This is a genomic window from Companilactobacillus ginsenosidimutans (genome assembly GCF_001050475.1).
Lineage (GTDB): Bacteria > Bacillota > Bacilli > Lactobacillales > Lactobacillaceae > Companilactobacillus > Companilactobacillus ginsenosidimutans.
The window spans coordinates 1,028,424-1,048,752 of record NZ_CP012034.1 but is presented as its reverse complement, the minus strand read 5'-3'; the positions used below and the strand labels follow the sequence as shown (position 1 = coordinate 1,048,752).

The following is a 20,329-nucleotide window of genomic DNA, read 5'->3' as shown; positions in this document are numbered from 1 at the left end:
AATTTTTAGTTTGCCATATTTGAATTGGTTTTGAAAGTATGGATGCAAAAAAGCCAGCCTTTTGGCTGACTTTTTTGTTTGATTTTGGTTAGAACGTGGGAGCTAACGTAGATAATTTCTCCTCCGCTGTCTGCTCCAGAGAAATTTATCTGCTACCGATTCTTTGGGTAACCGTTCTACGTTTATAGCCGAAACGAGTTCCGGAAGCCAAATGCCTCCGCTTAGCTACGAGCATCGATGGATGCACAAACCGCATCAATCGCTCCTCTAGGCTATGCTCAGCATTTTAACGGCTTCCTCCACTCTCTATGCTTTACTCGGACCGTAAAGCGGTTGCTGCATCCTTCTTCGCCGCCATTCGAGCAGGAATATGCCCACCTAGAACAGTAAGCACTGTACTAATCACGATCAGTATTAGCGCATGCACCGGATTCAACTGTGCAACATTGCTCAAATCAGTCATGCTCTTCAAAATCGCATTAATAGGGAAGGTAGCTAACCATGCGATGATGACGCCAAGTAGACCTGAAGATACACCTAAAATGACCGTTTCAGCATCAAATACACGAGTAATATCTTTCTTTCTCGCACCTAAAGCCTTCAAAATACCGATTTCTTTAGTACGTTCCAGAACAGATGTGTATGTGATGATAGCAATCATAATCATACTTGTTACCAGTGAAATACCCGCGAATGCTACTAGAACATAGGTGATAGCAGTCATCAAGCCACCAGTAAGCGTAGAAACTTGGCCAGCTAAGTCAGTGTAGATAACCTTGTTAGATTTCGACTTGCCCTTGTTGTACTTGTCCAAGTACTTCAAAACCTTGTCCTTGTTGTCGAACGTGTTTGGATAAATCATGATACTTGATGGAGTCGTTGAACCACCTAAGTAGCTCACCAAGCTAGATTTAGATACCGAAGCATCAATTTCTGCGCCTGTTAATACATTTGTATCTGAACTCTTTTGTGCTTTTACTATGTTAGAATTCTTATTCATCTGGATTATATCTTGTGTCAGTTTGTCGCTATATGCGATACCTGTAGCTAGTATATTCTCCGATGATTTTGACTTAACCTTCAAGATTCCAGCTACCTTCAATGTCTTGTTTGAAGAATCGTTGTACATTGATGAGAGGCTGGTATTTGGTGAATATGTTCCTAAAGGATTCTTTTGATAGTAGTTGTTGTTTGAAACTATTTTAAATTCTTTTCCGACAATTTTACTGTAATCGATCTTTTGTCCATCTTTTACTTTGATACCGATGTTCTTCAATCCGTTTACATTAGTTGAATTGTCGCTGTTTACGATTAAGACTACTTCATTTTCATTCTTAGGCATTGATCCGGAGAGGACTTTGTAGTGCTTACTCAAAAATCCTTTTCCATTGTTGTCTGTTGATGGATAAACTGAACCACCGACTCCGGTTGAGGCTGCCATTTGGCTCATGCCGGTTGAAGCTGTATTTGAACTTGCGTTTGAAAATTGGGCGGATTTTACTTTACCGTTTGTTTTTGTTAACAAGTTCATTCCGGTTGCATATGTGTAACCGATGTTTTTACTTAAACTTGGTTTCATGTCTTTAATGTAGTTTAAATAATCTTTGGAAATTTTGTTTGTGTGGACTGATTTCTCCGCTTGGCTCAATTTGGCTGTAACTTGCTTCGATTTTGGAGCCTTTTTCTCTTTGGTTGAACTGGCTGCACCGGTTTGAGTTGAAGCTGTTTGAGAAATTGTTACTGGGAATTGTGCCAATGTATTTGCTTGTGTTTTATCAATTTGTTTTTGGAAACCTGATGATAATGCTAGTACGATAGCAATACTTATGATCCCGATACTTGATGCGAAGGCTGTCAATGCGGTTCTGGCTTTCTTCGTTCTCAAGTTGGTGAAGGACAACTTCAAAGCTGTCCAAAATGTCATTTTTGTTTTGTTTAGCTTGAAAGTATCTTCTGCTTCATTTTCTGTGTAGGGATTTGAATCGTTTTGGATTTTACCATCGGCGAAGTTGATGATTCTATCGGCAAACTCGTCGGCCAAATCGGGGTTATGTGTAACCATGATTACTAGTCGTTCCTTAGATAGTTCCTTGATCAACTTCATGATCTCTTGACTAGTTTCGGTATCAAGGGCACCGGTTGGCTCATCACAAAGAAGAATTTCAGGATCGTTTGCAATGGCACGAGCAATGGCGACACGTTGCATTTGTCCACCGGATAATTGGTTAGGTTTCTTATTGATATGAGGACCTAATCCAACTCGTTCCAAAGCTGAAATAGCTTTTTTCTTCTTTTCTTCGTTTGGAACACCACTGAGAGTCATTCCCATTTCTACATTATCGAGGATACTTAAGTGTCCAATGATGTTGTAACTTTGGAAAATAAATCCAACTGAGTTGTTACGATATGCATCCCAGTCAGCTGCTTTGAATTCTTTAGTTGATTTACCTTTGATGACTAAATCACCAGAGTCGTAGATGTCTAATCCACCGATACCGTTTAACATGGTTGTCTTACCAGAACCTGAAGGTCCTAATATGGCAACAAATTCTTGCTTACGGAAGGAGACTGAAACGTCATCTAACGCCTTTGTGACTGAATCACCAACATAGTAATATTTTTTAATATGTTTTAATTCCAGCATTATAATACCTTTCTGAATTAAGTTTTAGTGGTACAGTATAATTTTTCTGTTACACTGTCATTATTGCAACACTATGTTTCATATAATAAGAATTTTATATCTACCATGCAACCACCAAATTCAAACAACGTGTTGCAATTACGACACTTTTGTTAAAAGTGTTGCATTTAGGAGAGAAGTTATGGTTGGAGTTAAAAATAATCGCCGCGCACAGTATACTCAACAAGTAATTCAAGATACGGTTTTATCGCTTTTAGAAAATAAAAGAATCAGCAATATCACTGTGACTGAGGTTTGCAAGATTGCTGATATTAATCGGACGACTTATTATCGCTATTACGATGATATTTTTCAATGTGTTGATACGATTGAAACTGAATTTCTCAATTCAATTGAAATTGATCAAAATATGTCTCCTACTGAGGCAATCTCGTTACTTTTAAATGCATTTTACGAACGACGAAAACTCAGTAATTTAGTATTTATTGAAGGGAAGACGAAGGTTCTCGATAAGATGCAGTCTGCTATGAGCGGTCGAAAACCTGATGTTGCTAACGACTTAGGTGGATATCAAGAAGTTTATGTCATGCTTGGTATGCAAGGCATTTTGAAAAAGTGGGTTAAGGACGGAATGCCTCAGACTCCTGATGAATTAACTAAAATCATTGTAAAAATATTTTTTGCCTCAAATCTTCAGGATTTGAGAAAGCAGTTGGATGTTTAGATTAAAAGAATTTATAACTAAAAAGGCCCTTATGAGAATTTTCTCATAGGGACCTTTGCTTTTTCTTAAAGTGTATTTTTGTCTAGAATCTTACCCGATTTAAGATCATCAATTTCTGAAACTACAAAGCTCTTTCTTTCTAGTTTGTGGATGATTTCTTTTAAGATATCAACAGTAACGCCGGCAGGTAAAGTGAACAATGTTCGACGAACAACTTCATTTGACTTGGCATCTAATGTGACACAAGCAGAAATTGAAGCGTATTTTGAAATCACTTTTGACATTTTAACTAGGTCACCACGATCACCGGATGAACTAACAGTTAGAACATAACTACTGATTTCCAAATTCCATGCATCTGATAACATGCTGAGTAATCTTGAGTGAGTCAAAATTCCGTAGAATAAGTTTGATTCATCTAATACAGCAATGTATGGCAAATCTTTGATGTTGAAGAAAACCTTGAAGAAAGGTGAATCAACATTAATTGTCTTTGTTGCATTTTTCATGAGGGTAGTTACAGGTAAACTCATGTCGCCGCCACGTGATTTGTGACGATAGATGTGCATCTTGTAAATATTTCCCCTGAATATTTGACCACTTTCATCTAAGATTGGCACACAACGAAAGCCTGAATCCTCTAGTACTTTCAAAGCTTCCTCTAGGGTGATGCTTTCCTTAACCGTGGTCAATCTTTCTTTTGTTTGAACTAATGATTTAACTAACATAGATATACTCTCCATCCGCACTCAATGTTCTTATAATACAGTAATTGAAGACAAAAAAAAAGAATGCCTAAGCATTCTTTCCTGTCAAAAGGATTATTGACGACCTTCGATACCTGTTGCTTCGAAACCATCTTTAAGAACTTTAGCAAGAGCGTCAGCAGAAATTTTCATTTGTGTGCTTTCTTCTGATGTTAATGGAACTTGAAGAATTTGTTTCAAACCTTTACGGTTAACGATTGCAGGTGAACCGATATAAACGTCTTTAACGCCATATTCACCGTTCATGTAAACAGATAATGGTAGAACTGTGTTTTCGTCTGAAAGAATTGCTTTAGAAATTCTTGCAAGAGCAGTACCGATTCCGTAGAATGTAGCACCTTTCAAGTTGATGATTTCGTAAGCACCTTTGATAACACGTTCTTGAATAGCATCAAGCTTTTCTTGTGTAACTTCTGGGTGGATTTCCATCCATTCTTTCATTGTGATTCCACCGATTGTAAGGTGAGACCATGCAGCAAATTCTGAATCACCGTGTTCACCCATGATGTAACCGTGGATTGAACGAGGATCTACGTCAAGTTCTTGACCAACGAATTTGTGTAATCTAGCAGTATCTAGTGATGTACCAGAACCAATAACACGTTCCTTAGGGAAGCCTGAAAGTTTCCAAGTAGCGTATGTAAGGATATCAACTGGGTTAGCAGCAACTAAGAAGATACCATTGAATCCTGATTCAACGATTGGGTCAACGATTGATTTCAAAATGTTAAGGTTTTTGTTAACAAGGTCAAGTCTTGTTTCACCTGGTTTTTGTGGTGCACCAGCTGTAATTACAACTAAATCTGCATCCTTAGCATCTGAGTATTCACCAGCATAGATGTTCTTTGGATATGTCCAAGGAGTAGCATCAGCAATATCAATTGCGTCACCCTTAATCTTATCCTTAGCAATATCGCAAATTACAAATTCTTGAGCGATACCTTGAAGTGTCATAGCGTATGCGTAAGTTGAACCTACAGCACCGTCACCGACTAAAAGTACTTTTTGATGATTCTTTTCATTTGTTGGAGTCGTCATTATAAAATATCATCCCTTCAAAAATAAATTATGTTCCGTATGTAATTATACAAATAATAAGTGGTAATGTACAATAACGTTACAAAAATATTGAAAAATTTTGTTATGTAAAATGCTATAATTGGACTTCGAAATGGGGAATTAACGTGAAATGCATTATTGGATTAGGTAATCCTGGTAAAAAATATGATAAAACTAAACATAACATGGGCTTCATGACTATCGACAAATTGATGGATAGTTATGGTCAAACTCAAATGAAAAAAGATTTTGACGCAGAATATTGTAAATTTAAAGTCGGTGGAGAGACTGTTTTTCTAGTTAAACCACTTACTTTTATGAATGATTCTGGTCGTGCAGTTCGACTTATAAAAGGATATTTTCAAATTGGTGATGACGAAATTTTAGTTATCCACGATGATCTAGATATGCCAATCGGAAAACTTCGTTTACGTTCTAAGGGTTCTGCTGGTGGTCATAATGGAATAAAGAGTATAATTTCAGCCATGGGTACAAAAGATTTCAAACGTATTAAAATTGGTATCCAACACCCACAACGTGCAACTGTTGTTAATTGGGTATTAACGCCATTTTCTAAAGATGACGCACCACAAGCTTTTAACGGAATTGACAACGCAGCTGCAGCTGCAGAGGACTGGATCGATGGCGCAAGCTTTGATCAATTAATGAACAAATACAATTAGGTACCTTATTGGAAGGGGGCCAAATGTGAATTTTAATAAATACATTTCCAATAAGCTCAATCTTGGGGAATTTATAGAGAACGTCAAACCCGATACGAAGAATGCGTTGACAGGTTTAACAGGCTCGACGATTTCCCTTTTTGCATTGGAAACTTTAACAAAAACAAACAAAAAGATTTTAATGGTTGAAAATACTAATTTTCATGCCAACAAACTTTATGATGACTTAAACTTATTAAATAGCGAGCAAGTTCATATTTTTCCTGTTGAAGAAGCAATTTCAACTGAGATTGCAACTAGTTCTCCTGATGAATTGAGTCAACGAATCGATGCACTCAGTTTCTTAATAGATGACAAACCAGGAATCTTAGTAACTTCGACTTCTGGTATTGAATATGCTTTATCAGCGAAGGAATTATTTAAGGAATCGCAACTCAAAATTGAAAAAAATGAAGAATATAACTTGGAACAGTTAAATTCCATTTTTGTCCAAATGGGTTATAGCAAAGAAAAATTAGTTGCTAAGCCGGGAGATTTTGCTATTCGTGGTGATATTGTCGATATTTATCCGCTCAATGTTGACGATCCAATTAGAATTGAATTTTTTGGTGACCAAGTTGATAAAATTAAATCATTTGATACTGAGACTCAACGTAGTATTAATGAATTAACTGAGATAAACATTTTGCCTGCAAAGGACCGTGTGGTTACAGAAGAACAAGCTCAAGCTGGGTTGGAAAAGCTTCGTAAGAGTTATGATAAGCAAATTTCGACTGATGATAAAGATGTTAAAAGTAATCTGGAAGTAACTTTTGGACAGACGATTGAGGCTTTGTCTGAAGGAATGCGTCCGGATAATTTGGGTAGCGTTATTGATTATTTGATCGAAAAACCTAGTAATTTACTTGATTATTTGAGCTCAGATGATTTTGTGTTTTTTGATGAATACAATCGCTTGGTTGAACAATCTAACGACAATGGAACTGACAATCAGGACTGGCTAACTAGTCAATTGGAATATGGGAAAGCTTTGCCGGAACAAAAGATTCGTCAAAGTTTTGTCGATATTGTCAAAGAAAATCATAATCCACAAGTATATTTGTCGACGCTTCAACAAGGTATGGGACGGATGAAACTTAATCAATTGAAGAATGTTCCAGTCCGTTCGATGCAACAATTTTTCAGCCAAATGCCGTTACTCAAATCTGAGGTTGAAAGATGGCAGAAGCAGAAATATACTGTCATGATTTTGATTAGTAATGAAAAACGTATCCAGGCAATCAATAATACGTTACAAGATTTTGGTATCAAAGCTTCCTTAACTACTACTGACAAAATCTTGCCGGAACGTACGCAAATTATGAATGCAACTTTATCATTGGGATTTGAAATACCAGATGAACACGTTGCAGTCATTACTGAAAAAGAATTATTCAACAAACAGCCTAAACGTCGTCGCCACCAAACTTTGGCCAATGCGGAACGTCTCAAGAGTTACTCAGAATTAAAACCTGGAGACTATGTAGTTCACGTCAATCATGGTATTGGTAAATTTATCGGCATGAAGACTATGGAGGTTGATGGCAAGCATCAAGATTATATTACGATTGAATATCGTGATGACGGTCGTTTGTTTATTCCAGTTACTCAACTGGATATGGTTCAAAAATATGTTTCTTCTGAAGGTAAATCACCACGAGTCAATAAACTTGGTGGTAAAGAGTGGGCCAAGACTAAAAATAAAGTTCAATCAAGTATTGAAGATATTGCTGATGACTTGATCGATTTATATGCCAAACGTGAAGCTGAAAAGGGATTTCCTTTTCCTAAGGATGATCAGATGCAACATGATTTTGACGATGCTTTTCCTTACCCAGAAACACCAGATCAGTTGCGGTCAATTGATGAGATTAAACGTGATATGGAAAAAGCCCATCCAATGGATCGACTTTTGGTTGGGGATGTTGGCTTTGGTAAAACAGAAGTTGCTTTACGTGCTGCTTTTAAAGCTGTCGAAGGAAACAAACAAGTAGTTTTACTAGCACCAACTACACTTTTGGCACAACAACATTACGAAACTATGCGTGAAAGATTTGAAGGATTCCCTGTGAATATCGCGGTACTTTCTCGTTTCCAGAGTCGTAAGCAAAGTAAAGAAATAATTGAAAAACTCGAAACTGGTGAAGTTGACATCGTTGTGGGAACACATCGACTTTTGTCAAAAGATGTTAAGTTCCACGATATTGGATTGTTGATTATCGATGAGGAACAGCGTTTCGGAGTTAAACATAAGGAAAAAATTAAGGAATTAAAGGCAAATGTTGATGTTCTAACATTAACAGCTACACCAATTCCTAGAACTTTAAACATGTCGATGCTCGGTGTTCGTGATTTATCACTGATTGAAACCGCCCCTAGCAACCGTTATCCGGTTCAAACTTATGTTATGGAGCAAAATTTTGATGTGGTCGCTCAAGCTATCAAGCGAGAAATGGAGCGTGGTGGACAAGTCTTTTATCTCCACAATCGTGTGGAAGATATGGAACGAACTGCCGACCAAATTCAAGCGTTGGTTCCTGAAGCAAGAATTGCCACGGCTCACGGTCGTATGAACGAGACCCAAATGGAAGGGGTTATTTCTGATTACCTCGAAGGTGACTACGACGTTCTGGTTACAACAACAATCATTGAAACTGGTGTTGATATGCCAAATACCAACACGTTAATTGTTGAGAATGCTGACCGATATGGTTTGTCACAGTTGTATCAAATTCGTGGACGTGTTGGACGTTCAAGCCGAGTGGCCTACGCATATTTGATGTATCGTCCCAATAAAGTTTTGACAGAAGTCGGCGAGCAACGTCTTGAAGCAATCAAGAATTTCACCGAATTAGGTTCAGGATTCAAGATTGCTATGCGAGATTTATCGATTCGTGGTGCAGGTAACTTATTAGGAAAACAACAACACGGATTCATTGATTCAGTCGGATTCGACTTGTATTCTCAAATGCTAAATGATGCCGTAGCAAGAAAACGTGGCCATACACGTGCCGAGAAAACTAACTCTGAAATTAATTTGGAATTAGATGCATACTTGCCAGCAGACTACATTACCGACGAGCGTCAAAAAGTTGAGCTTTACAAGCGAATTAGACAAATTGATTCGGTCGAAAATTATCAAGAAGTTCGTTCAGAATTAATTGATCGATTCGGTAAGTATCCTATTGAAGTATCTAATTTACTCGATGTTAGTTTATTGAAAGCTAACTTCGATGAAGCACTCGTCAAAAAAGTTATGATGAAAAATGGTATGATTGCTGTTACATTTGCCAAGAAAGCGGCAGATTACTTAACAGGAGATTTAGTTTTCAAATTCCTAGAAAACACCACTATGAAAGCTACTGTTAGAAATTCCGATGAGGCGTTTGTAATAACGTTGGATTCAGGTAGTGTTGGCAAGGATGAATGGTTTAGCCAATTACAAATTTTTGCTGAGAAAATGGCAATTAAATTTAATGAGCTTAAAAAACAGAAAGCTAAAGATAAGAAAAAATGAGAAGAGAAACAGTCTCTAAGGCCGTAAGAGGAACGTGGGTACTCACAGTTGCATCCTTGTTCTCCGAGCTTCTAAGCGCCATTTATCGCATACCATTACAAAATATTGTTGGCGATAGAGGATACTTTATTTATCAGCAAGTTTATCCAATTTACGGAATATTTTCGGTATTAGCATTAACCGGGTTACCAGTTGTATTGTCTAAGGCATTTGCCCAGCAAACAACCGAGGCTGCGCGGAACAAACTACTCAAAATGACCTTCGGGATACTACTAGCATTTTCAGTAATAGCCACACTGATCTTGTGGAAAGCCTCACGCTATCTAGCAATATTTATGGGTGACCCAAGTTTATTCCATGAAATTCGCACAGTCAGCTTGGCATTTTTGCTAATACCATTTGAAGCTAGCTTGCGGGGGATGTTTCAAAGTGACCTAGTCATGGAGCCAAGCGCCATATCGCAAGTGCTAGAGCAATTCTTACGAATAGTATTAATCATCGTTGCCGCCATATTGTTTGGAAAAGGCTGGCTAAACATTTATGAAATGGGAAGCCTAGCCAATGCCGGCGCATTCGTAGGAGGAATTTTTGCCGTATTAGTATTATTGTTCACCTTTTTTCGCACTCAGAAAAATTTTTTCAGCAGTAGTAAAGGAGTCAGTGTCAGCCTTGAAAAAGGTTTAGGATTAGAAATAGTCTTAATAATTTTCTTTACTGGTATTACTATCTTTTATCAGTTTATCGATTCATTCAGCATGATTAGATTATTAATGCTTAATGGAATGGGACTTAATCAAGCTGAAATTATGAAAGGTGTATTTGATCGTGCACAACCATTGATTCAGTTAGGGATCGTAATTTCCTTGTCATTTGTTTCGACGATCATGCCGCAATTACATCAGAAAAATGAGTCTGATCAAAACAAACCTTTGATTAAACGAATGGTCCGAGTGTGTGTGATTTTAGCTGTTGCTGAGACTGCTGGCTTGATTGCATTAATGCCAGATATAAATACAATGTTATTTACCGATGCTACAGGATCAGTCGCATTAGCAATATATATGTGTTCAATTTTTATAGTTTCGATAATTAATTTATTGGTCGCAGTTACAAGTGGAGATTCGAGCAAAAATCTTTCCAAGTTGCTACTGTTCATAGTATCGTTAGTCATTAAAGTTGGCTTGAACTTATTGTTAGTTCCACAATTGCACATTTCCGGTGCTGCAATCTCAACTGTAATGAGTGAGTTAGTGATTTTAGTAGGAATTTTGTTCATCTATCGTGCTAGCTTAGGTTTCTTGTTATTAAGTTGGGGATTTGTTTTTAAGACAGTTATTGCTGGATTGCTGATGGCCTTGACCATTAGAGTGCTTGAAAAAGTTTTTTTACATTTTATAGTTTTAACCAGAGCCACATCAGTCGTGATTAATCTGGTTTTGATTCCAATAGGAGTCGTAATTTTCGTTTTCTTAGTTGTCCAGTGGAAACTTTTGAACAAAAAAGAGTGGGAGATCCTACCACTAGGAAAACAATTAACAAAGTTTATTAAGATAGAGGATAAATAATGAGATTAGACAAATTTTTAAAAGTAAGTAGAATTATCAAACGTCGTACAGTTGCTAAAGAATTCACTGATAACGGTCGTGCATTAGTTAACGATCGCGTAGCAAAATCTTCAACAAACGTTGCTGAAGGAGACACGATTGAATTACATTTTGGTGAAAGAACCATGAAAGTTCGTGTACTGAATACTAAAGAAACAACTAAAAAGAATGAATCTGCCGATTTATTTGAAGAAGTAGAATAGGTTAATTCTTAACCAAAGTTTAAAAAATATAAAATTTTAACAAATAAGCTTGTAAAGTTGGTATACTCAATATAATGATTTTTCACGGGGGAATAAACGGCATGGAATTACGTAATATAGCAAATTCTAACGTCTCGGTGCTCAGACCGAAGCGCGACTCAGTCTCAGAGGCTAACGAAAAACAGTCAGATTATGCAGCAAAAGTTCATCAAAGACGATTAATTTTTATTGGCGCACTTTTTGCAATTGTTATATTACTTTTCGGTTCGCAAATTATTCTTTCTCAGAGACAATATTCTCAAACAAATCAAGAAGTTGTTGTTGGTCAAAAGAAATTAGACAAGCAAAAAGCAACTCAAAAAGATTTGAAAATTCAGCTTAATCAGCTACAAGATACAAATTATCTAGAAAAATATGTACGTGACAAATACATGTATACTAAACCTGGGGAACAAGTTTATAATCTGCCAGTGAATGACACTGCAGTACAAAAATAGGGAAAGGGATTTTTGAATTTAGATGACAGTTGAAGTAGGATCCAAAACAGAAGGTAAAGTTACCGGTATTACTAATTTTGGAGCTTTTGTAGACCTTGGCGATAATAAGAGCGGAATGGTTCATATTAGCGAGGTTGCAGATAGTTACGTCAAAGATATTCACGATGTACTAAAAGTTGGGGATACAGTTAAAGTATTGATTTTGAATGACAAAGACGGGAAGATTGCTTTATCTATTAAACAAGCTTCTGACAAGCCTAAGCCACATTATCAACACCGTGAGAGAAAACCTAGACCAGTTCAACATCATGCTGAAACTTTTGACGATATGATGTCAGGATACATGAAAGAAAGTGAAGAACGTCTAAGTACTCTTCGCAAAAATACTGAAGGTAAACGTGGTGGTCGTGGTGGCCGTCGCGGATAATTAATACAAATACAGGGGGTTGGAACAATTGTTCCAACCTTTTTAATTGGGAGCGAAAAACTTGGAAGTTAGCATGGTCACAAATGTTCGAAAAATTTTAAAACAGTATCATGCGCATAATGTTCTAATAGCAGTATCTGGAGGCGTAGATTCAATAGTGTTGACTGATATAGTCTCCAAAATTCATCCCAAAAATCACATGGCGGTAGTTAACGTTGATCATGATTTACGTCCAGAAAGCCAGTCCGAAGTGGAATTTGTTAAAAAGTTTTGTGAAAAAAGCCAATTGAAATTTTTTACTTCAAAATGGGATCATCACCAATCAAACTTGGGAATGGAAGCTGCGGCCCGAAAATTTCGATACGGATATTTCAAACAAGTTATGGATCAATATGGATTTGATACCTTACTGACCGCACATCATGCCAATGACTTATCGGAAAATATTTTGATGAAACTGATTCGTTCTGGAAATGTTTACGAAGTAACTAGTTTGAAATCTCATCGTGATTTTGGGAATGGTCAGTTATTACGACCATTATTAGGGTTTTCGAAAAATGTGATTAAACAGTATGCCAATAAGCATGATTTAAAACATGTACAAGATGAAACAAATTTTGAAGATATTACTATGCGAAATAGGCTTCGTAACGATATTTTTCCACAACTTCAAGAGGAGAATGGACAACTATTACGTCATTTCAAACTTTTTGATGAACAAGCAGGGGCCTTAATTGAGATTGCCAACCAAAGATTTGCTGAAATCGCTTCGCAAATGAAATTATTAAGTACGAATGGAGAAATTACGGGTAATTTATTACCAGTAAGGCAATTAACTTCTAATCAACAAACTCTATTTTGGGGTTATGTTTTTAAACAAAATTTGGTGGAATTATCTATTAGTAATAAACAGATTCAGCAAATTATTGATGTTGTTATGGGTGATAAGCCTAATGGAACAGTAAATCTTGAGCATAGTTGGAACTTCACCAGGATTTATGATCAATTTAAAATTTCTAGAATTGTTGGGGATTCAGATTTTGAAATTGAGATTGAATTGGGTCAAAAGTATTCTGTTAATAATAAAATATTTAGGCTCACAATTTCGACCGAGGAAAATGCTACTTTTTCAGTGGATGAAATTCCCAAGCATATTATTTTGAGAACGCGACAAACTGGTGATAGATTAACTATTAGTCCCTCAGAACATCAAAAACTTAGTAAACGATTCATAAATAAAAAAATATCCAAAGAGGAAAGAAATAAAATTCCGATATTATTATTTGATAATCAGATAATTTGGGTTGAAAAAATTTATAATTTAAGCGACTATTTAAAAAAGAGAAGAATATTCTTTAAAATTGATTTCGATGAGGTATGAGTATGAATTCCGATATAGAGAGAGTCTTAGTTTCCGAGGAAGAAATTGCTGAGGCAAATCGTCGTTTAGGCGAACAGTTGTCTCAAGACTACGCTGGCAAGAATCCGCTGTTTGTCTGTATTTTACGTGGTGCTGCGATGTTCATGATGGATTTAATCAAGAATATCGATATTCCACTTGAATACGACTTTATGGATGTTTCTAGCTACGGTGGTGAGAATACCGTTTCGACAGGGGATGTCAGGATTATAAAAGATCTTGATACTTCTTTGAGAGACAGGGATGTAGTAATTGTTGAAGATATAATTGACACTGGATTTACACTAGACCGTCTAGTTGAGCTTTTTAACACTCGACATGCCAAGTCAATTAAAATTGTTTCATTCTTAGATAAACCATCTAGAAGAATCAAACACGTCCATGTTGATTATAATGGTGTCAAGATTCCAGATGAGTTTGTTGTAGGTTATGGAATGGACTATGATGAGCGCTATCGAAATCTTCCTTATGTTGGTGTTTTAAAACAAGAGGTTTATTCAACAAAATAGCAAAAATAGCAGTACAATTATTATTGTGTTAATATCCACTAATGTTACAATATGTAACGTCTAAGCTTAGGAGGAAACATATGAAAAATAATCGAAATAGGCTTATCAACAATAGCCTGTTTTACATCTTGCTATTTGTAGTATTAGTTCTTGCAGCAAGTTGGTTTGCCGGTGGTCAATCTACCGAACAATCTAAGACTTTAAGCCAAGATCAATTTATTACTCAAATTAAGCAAGGCAAGGTTAAGAGCTTTAAAATTGAGCCTATCGGAGGAGCTTATCAAGTAACTGGTACTTACAAGAAAGCTCAAACTTCAAATGCGTCACGTTCAGTTTCATTGCTAGGACGTAGTAATTCTTCAAGTTCGAAGGTAACTCAATTTACTTCTACCGTTCTACCAAACAATGATACTTTGAAACAAATTAACAATGCCGCTTCGGCAAAACATGTAAAGACTACTGCAGCGCCAAAGTCGCAGTCTAGTCAATGGGTATACTTGGTTATTTCCTTTGTTGTCCCACTAGTATTGATTTTCTTTGTCTTCTTTGCCCTTATGGGTCGTGGAGGCCAAGGCGGTGGTGCCAACCGAGTTATGAGCTTTGGTAAATCCAAAGTTAAACCTGAGGATCCTAAGAAAAACAAAGTTAGATTCTCTGATGTTGCTGGTGCTGAAGAAGAGAAACAAGAACTTGTTGAAGTTGTTGATTTCTTAAAAGATCCACGAAAATATGTTTCACTTGGTGCTAGAATACCATCCGGTGTTCTTCTAGAAGGTCCTCCTGGTACTGGTAAAACATTGCTTGCCAAGGCTGTTGCCGGTGAAGCTAAAGTTCCTTTCTATTCAATTTCTGGTTCAGATTTCGTTGAAATGTTCGTTGGTGTTGGTGCATCTCGTGTTCGTGACTTATTCGAAAACGCTAAAAAAGATGCTCCATCAATCATCTTCATTGATGAAATTGATGCCGTTGGTCGTCAACGTGGTGCCGGTACAGGTGGCGGAAACGATGAACGTGAACAAACACTTAACCAATTATTGATTGAGATGGATGGATTTACTGGTAATGAAGGTGTTATCGTTATGGCTGCTACTAACCGTTCCGATGTCCTTGATCCAGCCTTGCTTCGTCCAGGACGTTTTGACCGTAAGATTTTGGTTGGTCGTCCAGACGTTAAGGGTCGTGAAGCTATTCTTAAGGTTCATTCTAAGAACAAGACCTTTACTGACGATGTTGATTTAAAGGTTATTGCTCAACAAACTCCTGGTTTCGTTGGTGCTGACCTAGAAAACCTACTAAACGAAGCTGCTTTAGTTGCAGCTAGACGTCATAAGACAAAGATTGATTCTTCAGATATCGATGAAGCTGAAGATCGTGTTATTGCTGGACCAGCTAAGAGAAACCGTGTTATTTCTGATAAGGAACGTCACATGGTTGCTTATCACGAAGCTGGACACGCAATTATCGGTCTTGTGTTAAATGATTCTCGTGTAGTTAGGAAAGTTACTATCGTACCTCGTGGACGTGCAGGTGGTTATGCCATCATGCTTCCTAAAGACGATCAAAACTTAGTAACTAAGAAAGAATTAACAGAACAAATTGCTGGTTTACTTGGTGGACGTACAGCTGAAGAAATTATCTTTGGTCAACAATCATCAGGTGCCTCAAATGACTTTGAACAGGCAACACAAATTGCCCGTACAATGGTTACTGAATATGGTATGACAGACCGACTAGGTACTGTTCAACTTGAAAAAGATGGACAACCTGTTGGTAGCGGTGGTTACCGTGCAGAGCCTACATATTCGCAAGACACTGCTAAAGCTATTGATCAAGAAGTTAAACGTATTATTGATGAAGCTCACGAACAAGCTAGAGAGATTATCGAAAGCCACCGTGACAAGCATAAATTAATTGCTGAAGCTCTATTGAAATACGAAACACTTGATGAAAAAGAAATTCTCAGTTTGTTTGATTCAGGTAAGATGCCTGAAAATGACTCAACACAAGAATTTCCAAGCGAAACAGCTAACTCATTTGAGCAAGCTAAGCGCGCTGCAGAAGCTAAGGATGCTGCAAAGCAAAAGACTGAAACAAGTTCAACTGATGAAGATTCAGATGACAACGATTATCATGATGATTCAAACTCAGGCGACACTTCAAGTTCAGACGATGCAAACACAGCACCAAAAGAAGATGCAGATAATAAGTCAGAAAACAAGCCATCAGAAGATAAGAAAGACGATGACGATCCAAATAAGATTGAATTCCCTTCCGAAAAAGATGATGACAATAATAAAGATTAACGAAAAAAGCGACTCGAAAGAGTCGCTTTTTCTTGCGAAGGAGTACTTAAATGGCAGACAAATTAATCAAAGCAGTTTCAACTAATGGAAAATTTCGCGTGTATGTAATTGATGCAACCAATACAATTGCTGAAGCTCAAAAAAGACATGATACTTGGTCAAATTCAACTGCCGCACTCGGCAGGACCATGATTGGAACAATTTTAGTTGCCACTTCAACCTTGAAAGAGGATGAAGTTTTAACAACAAGAATCGTTGCCGATGGTCCTGCTGGCGCAATCGTAGTTGATTCAAATGCACAAGGTGACGTGAAAGGATATATTCAAAACCCTCATGTGAGTCTTCCACTTAACGATAAACATCATATTGATGTACGTGGTGCAGTTGGTACACAAGGTACTTTGAGTATTACTAAGGATTTACATCTAAAGGATCCATTTACAGGACAAACACCGATTGTTTCCGGTGAAATTGGAGATGATTTTGCATATTACATGGCAAAATCTGAACAGATTCCATCAGCAGTTGGAGTTTCTGTATTCGTACATCCAAATGAAACCGTTGGAAAAGCTGGGGGATTTCTAATCCAAACATTGCCTGATGCTGGGGATGATGACATCACCCAAATTGAGAATAATTTGAAAATTGTTCCAAATATTTCTGAACTAATGAATGAGGGATTAACACCCGAGCAAATTATGGATAAATTGATGAATGGCATCGAAACTAAGATTCTATCCTCACAACCAATTCAATTTAAGTGTGATTGTTCTAAAGATAGATTTTCTAAGTCACTTGCAACCTTGTCTGATAAAGAGCTACAAGAAATGATTGACGAAAACCATGGTGCAGAAGCAGTATGCAAGTTCTGTGGGAACAAATATCAATTTTCTGAACAAGAATTAACTGAAATAATTGCTGATAAAAAGTAATGTTATTTGCTAATCAATTGCAATATTTGTTATCATGACAAGTTGTAATTGAAAAAATAGAGGTACCCACTATGGAATGGAAAATAGGTAATGTAACGATTCCGAATCAAGTAGTCGTTGCACCAATGGCCGGAATTACCAATGCATCTTTTCGATTAACTGCTCGTGAATTTGGGGCAGGATTAGTTGTTTGCGAAATGGTCAGTGACAAAGGAATTCAATTCCGAAATAAAAAAACTTTGAATATGTTGAAAATTGATCCGAAAGAACACCCAGTTAGTGTTCAATTATTTGGTGGAGATCAAGAAAACTTAGTTCAAGCTGCTCAATTTGTTTCAGAGAATACAAATGCGGACATCATTGACATCAATATGGGATGTCCCGTAAAGAAAATAACTAAAGAAGATGCTGGCTCCCGTTGGCTTCTTGACCCGGATAAAATTTATCAGGTGGTTAAAGCTATTAGTTCATCGATTGATAAACCTTTAACAGTCAAGATGAGAACTGGCTGGGATGCTGATCATATTTTTGCCGTTGAAAATGCACTAGCTGCCCAAGAGGGTGGTGCTGCTGCGATTGCCATGCATGGTAGGACCAAAGCACAATTTTATCAAGGCAAAGCTGATTGGGATATTTTGCATGAAGTGGCGCAGAACTTAACAATTCCATTTATGGGTAATGGCGACATTAAGACTCCTCAAGACGCTAAGTATATGATTGAAGAAGTTGGTGCGGATGCTGCTATGGTAGGCCGTGCGGTACTTGGAAATCTATGGAAACTTAATGCAATGGAGCATTATATTGAAACAGGAGAGTTAATTCCTGAGCCAGAACCTCGAGAAAAAATAAATACTGCTAAAATTCAGCTCGAACGTCTGGTAGACTTAAAAGGTGAGAAAGTCGGAGTTCCAGAATTCCGTCAACAAGCAGCTTATTATTTAAAGGGTATTCCACATGCTGTTCGTGCACGTGCGCAAGTAATGGAAGTTGATACTATGCAAGAAGTATTTGATATTCTGGATAACTTCATAGAAGACTACGAAAAACGCGAAGCTAGATCAAGTAGAGTTTCGTAGGAAAAGGGGAAGAAATTTGAGTAACCAAAAGAAGCAAACTGGTAAAGAGAAGCAAATGAACGACCAACTACGTGTTCGTCGTGAAAAGTTACAAGAACTTTATGATGAAGGCGTTGATCCATTCGGTTCACGTTTTGAAAGAACTGCCTTGGCACAAGAAATTCATGATAAATATGGTGATGAAGATAAGGAAACTCTTGAAGAACAAGATTTACCTGTTGTAATTGCCGGTCGTATGATGACTAAACGTGGTAAAGGTAAAGTTGGATTTGCTGATATCCGTGATAGAAGTGGCAAGATTCAAATTTATGTTCGTAAAGACGAAGTTGGCGAAGAAAACTATCATATTTTCAAGCGTTCTGACATCGGTGATCATTTAGGTATTCATGGAGAAATCATGAAAACTGATATGGGTGAGTTGACTATTAAGGCAACTCACGTAACTATGTTGTCAAAATCATTGCGTCCATTACCAGATAAATTCCATGGTTTAACAAATATTGAGCAAATTTATCGTCAAAGATATTTGGACTTGATTGCTAACCCTGATAGTTTTGATCGTTTCAAGAAACGCACAAAAATTATTTCAGCTATCCGTGAATATTTAGATGGTCAAGGATTTATGAGTGTTGAAACTCCAGTTTTGAATACTCAAGCTGGTGGGGCAACTGCTCGCCCATTCATGACACATCACAATGCTTTGGATATCGACATGTACTTACGTATCGCTCTTGAACTTCCATTGAAGAGATTAATTGTTGGTGGATTCGAACGTGTTTATGAAATTGGCCGTGCTTTCCGTAATGAAGGATTAGATACTCAACACAATCCTGAATATACAAGTTTGGAAACTTATGCAGCTTACTTTGATATGTATGACGTTATGAAAGAAGTCGAGGGCATGTTCAAACATGCTGCTGAAGCTGCTTTAGGAACATCAAAGGTTACTTATCAAGGTGAAGATATCGACCTTGGTAAACCTTTCAAACGTATTAAGATGGTTGATGCTATCAAAGAACAAACAGGTATCGACTTCAGTCAAGATATGGACCTTGAACAAGCTCGTAAGTTAGCTGATGAAAAAGGTGTTCACTATGAAGAGTTCTGGGGTGTGGGTCACATCATTTCCGAATTCTTTGATGAATTTGTGGAAGATACACTAAAAGAACCAACATTCGTTTACGAATATCCTCTAGAAGTATCACCTTTAGCCAAAAAGAGTAAGGAAAATCCTAATTTCACAGACCGTTTTGAAGTTTATATTTTAGGCCATGAATATGGAAATGCCTTTACAGAACTAAATGATCCAATTGATCAACGCAAACGTTTTGAAGCACAAGCTGAAGAACGTGCAAATGGTAACGATGAAGCAGAACATATAGATGACGACTTCGTCGAAGCTCTTGAATACGGTATGCCACCAACAGGTGGATTAGGTATCGGGGTTGATCGTTTGGTAATGTTGCTAACAGATGCACCATCAATTAGAGATGTAATCTTGTTCCCAACCATGAAACCAGAAGATAACAGTAATGAAGAAGAATAAAAATTTATTTTAAAAAGTCAGCGATTAGTCGTTGACTTTTTTGTTTGTTTTTAGGTATACTTATATAGTTGTTTCGCATTACTTGGAGGATTAGCTCAGCTGGGAGAGCATCTGCCTTACAAGCAGGAGGTCACAGGTTCGATCCCTGTATCCTCCATTAAGCTTTGGCTTAATGGTTTAAAGTTTTGCGGGTGTGGCGGAATTGGCAGACGCGCTAGATTTAGGTTCTAGTGTCATTTGGACATGAAGGTTCAAGTCCTTTCACCCGTATTAGTACTTATAAAAGTGCATAATTAGAAAATTATGCCGACTTAGCTCAGTTGGCAGAGCATCTGTCTTGTAAACAGGGGGTCGGAAGTTCGAATCTTCTAGTCGGCAT

General features: G+C 37.3%; 16 protein-coding genes and 3 tRNA genes. 16 read left to right on the top strand and 3 right to left on the bottom strand.

Features of this window, described 5'->3' with window-relative positions:
- Positions 1 to 313: 313 nt before the first annotated feature.
- The gene (locus tag ABM34_RS05605; protein WP_048704126.1) at positions 314 to 2,644 is read right to left on the bottom strand and encodes an ABC transporter ATP-binding protein/permease; all 2,331 of its coding nucleotides are present in this window, start codon (positions 2,642 to 2,644) and stop codon (positions 314 to 316) included.
- A 181-nt stretch (positions 2,645 to 2,825) separates the two neighbouring features.
- On the opposite strand from ABM34_RS05605, the gene ABM34_RS05600 reads away from it, so the two are divergent.
- On the top strand, positions 2,826 to 3,368 hold the full coding sequence (locus tag ABM34_RS05600) for a TetR/AcrR family transcriptional regulator (protein ID WP_048704124.1): 543 nt from the start codon (positions 2,826 to 2,828) through the stop codon (positions 3,366 to 3,368).
- Positions 3,369 to 3,433: 65 nt separating this feature from the next.
- On the opposite strand, the gene cbpA is transcribed toward ABM34_RS05600, so the two are convergent.
- Both cbpA and ABM34_RS05590 read right to left on the bottom strand, forming a co-directional pair.
- Entirely contained in the window at positions 3,434 to 4,096 is a 663-nt protein-coding gene (gene cbpA, locus ABM34_RS05595) for a cyclic di-AMP binding protein CbpA (RefSeq protein ID WP_048704122.1), read from the bottom strand.
- A gap of 93 nt (positions 4,097 to 4,189) precedes the next feature.
- Complete coding sequence (locus tag ABM34_RS05590; protein WP_048704121.1) at positions 4,190 to 5,173, bottom strand: L-lactate dehydrogenase; 984 nt, start codon at positions 5,171 to 5,173, stop codon at positions 4,190 to 4,192.
- 146 nt (positions 5,174 to 5,319) lie between these two features.
- On the opposite strand from ABM34_RS05590, the gene pth reads away from it, so the two are divergent.
- The 15 genes from pth (at position 5,320) to ABM34_RS05515 (ending at position 20,328) form a co-directional block, all read left to right on the top strand.
- On the top strand, positions 5,320 to 5,877 hold the full coding sequence (pth, locus tag ABM34_RS05585; protein ID WP_048704120.1) for an aminoacyl-tRNA hydrolase: 558 nt from the start codon (positions 5,320 to 5,322) through the stop codon (positions 5,875 to 5,877).
- A 25-nt stretch (positions 5,878 to 5,902) separates the two neighbouring features.
- Complete coding sequence (gene mfd / locus ABM34_RS05580; RefSeq protein ID WP_048704119.1) at positions 5,903 to 9,433, top strand: transcription-repair coupling factor; 3,531 nt, start codon at positions 5,903 to 5,905, stop codon at positions 9,431 to 9,433.
- The gene (locus ABM34_RS05575; RefSeq protein ID WP_048704117.1) at positions 9,430 to 10,998 is read left to right on the top strand and encodes a putative polysaccharide biosynthesis protein; all 1,569 of its coding nucleotides are present in this window, start codon (positions 9,430 to 9,432) and stop codon (positions 10,996 to 10,998) included. The genes mfd and ABM34_RS05575 overlap by 4 nt, the downstream gene beginning before the upstream one ends.
- Positions 10,998 to 11,240 (top strand): RNA-binding S4 domain-containing protein, encoded by a 243-nt coding sequence (locus ABM34_RS05570; protein WP_048704116.1) that lies wholly within the window; start codon positions 10,998 to 11,000, stop codon positions 11,238 to 11,240. The genes ABM34_RS05575 and ABM34_RS05570 overlap by 1 nt, the downstream gene beginning before the upstream one ends.
- Before the next feature lie 101 nt (positions 11,241 to 11,341).
- Entirely contained in the window at positions 11,342 to 11,737 is a 396-nt protein-coding gene (locus ABM34_RS05565) for an FtsB family cell division protein (protein ID WP_048704114.1), read from the top strand.
- A 22-nt stretch (positions 11,738 to 11,759) separates the two neighbouring features.
- On the top strand, positions 11,760 to 12,164 hold the full coding sequence (locus ABM34_RS05560) for a S1 domain-containing RNA-binding protein (protein ID WP_048704113.1): 405 nt from the start codon (positions 11,760 to 11,762) through the stop codon (positions 12,162 to 12,164).
- A gap of 61 nt (positions 12,165 to 12,225) precedes the next feature.
- Positions 12,226 to 13,545: a tRNA lysidine(34) synthetase TilS gene (gene tilS, locus ABM34_RS05555; RefSeq protein WP_232298622.1), complete on the top strand. Its 1,320-nt coding sequence runs from the start codon at positions 12,226 to 12,228 to the stop codon at positions 13,543 to 13,545.
- Positions 13,546 to 13,547: 2 nt separating this feature from the next.
- Positions 13,548 to 14,093, top strand: coding sequence for a hypoxanthine phosphoribosyltransferase (gene hpt, locus ABM34_RS05550; protein WP_048704111.1), 546 nt, complete (start codon positions 13,548 to 13,550; stop codon positions 14,091 to 14,093).
- Between the two features lie 80 nt (positions 14,094 to 14,173).
- Positions 14,174 to 16,396, top strand: coding sequence for an ATP-dependent zinc metalloprotease FtsH (gene ftsH / locus ABM34_RS05545; RefSeq protein WP_048704110.1), 2,223 nt, complete (start codon positions 14,174 to 14,176; stop codon positions 16,394 to 16,396).
- A gap of 50 nt (positions 16,397 to 16,446) precedes the next feature.
- Positions 16,447 to 17,328, top strand: a complete 882-nt coding sequence (hslO, locus tag ABM34_RS05540; protein WP_048704108.1) for an Hsp33 family molecular chaperone HslO — start codon at positions 16,447 to 16,449, stop codon at positions 17,326 to 17,328.
- 71 nt (positions 17,329 to 17,399) lie between these two features.
- A complete protein-coding gene (dusB, locus tag ABM34_RS05535; protein ID WP_048704106.1) occupies positions 17,400 to 18,404 on the top strand; it encodes a tRNA dihydrouridine synthase DusB in 1,005 nt (334 codons plus the stop codon).
- Between the two features lie 55 nt (positions 18,405 to 18,459).
- The gene (gene lysS / locus ABM34_RS05530; RefSeq protein ID WP_048706382.1) at positions 18,460 to 19,950 is read left to right on the top strand and encodes a lysine--tRNA ligase; all 1,491 of its coding nucleotides are present in this window, start codon (positions 18,460 to 18,462) and stop codon (positions 19,948 to 19,950) included.
- Between the two features lie 84 nt (positions 19,951 to 20,034).
- A tRNA-Val gene (locus ABM34_RS05525) sits at positions 20,035 to 20,107 on the top strand.
- A gap of 30 nt (positions 20,108 to 20,137) precedes the next feature.
- Positions 20,138 to 20,220: transfer RNA gene (locus ABM34_RS05520), tRNA-Leu, on the top strand.
- A 35-nt stretch (positions 20,221 to 20,255) separates the two neighbouring features.
- Positions 20,256 to 20,328 (top strand) — tRNA-Thr (locus ABM34_RS05515).
- Position 20,329 lies beyond the last annotated feature (1 nt).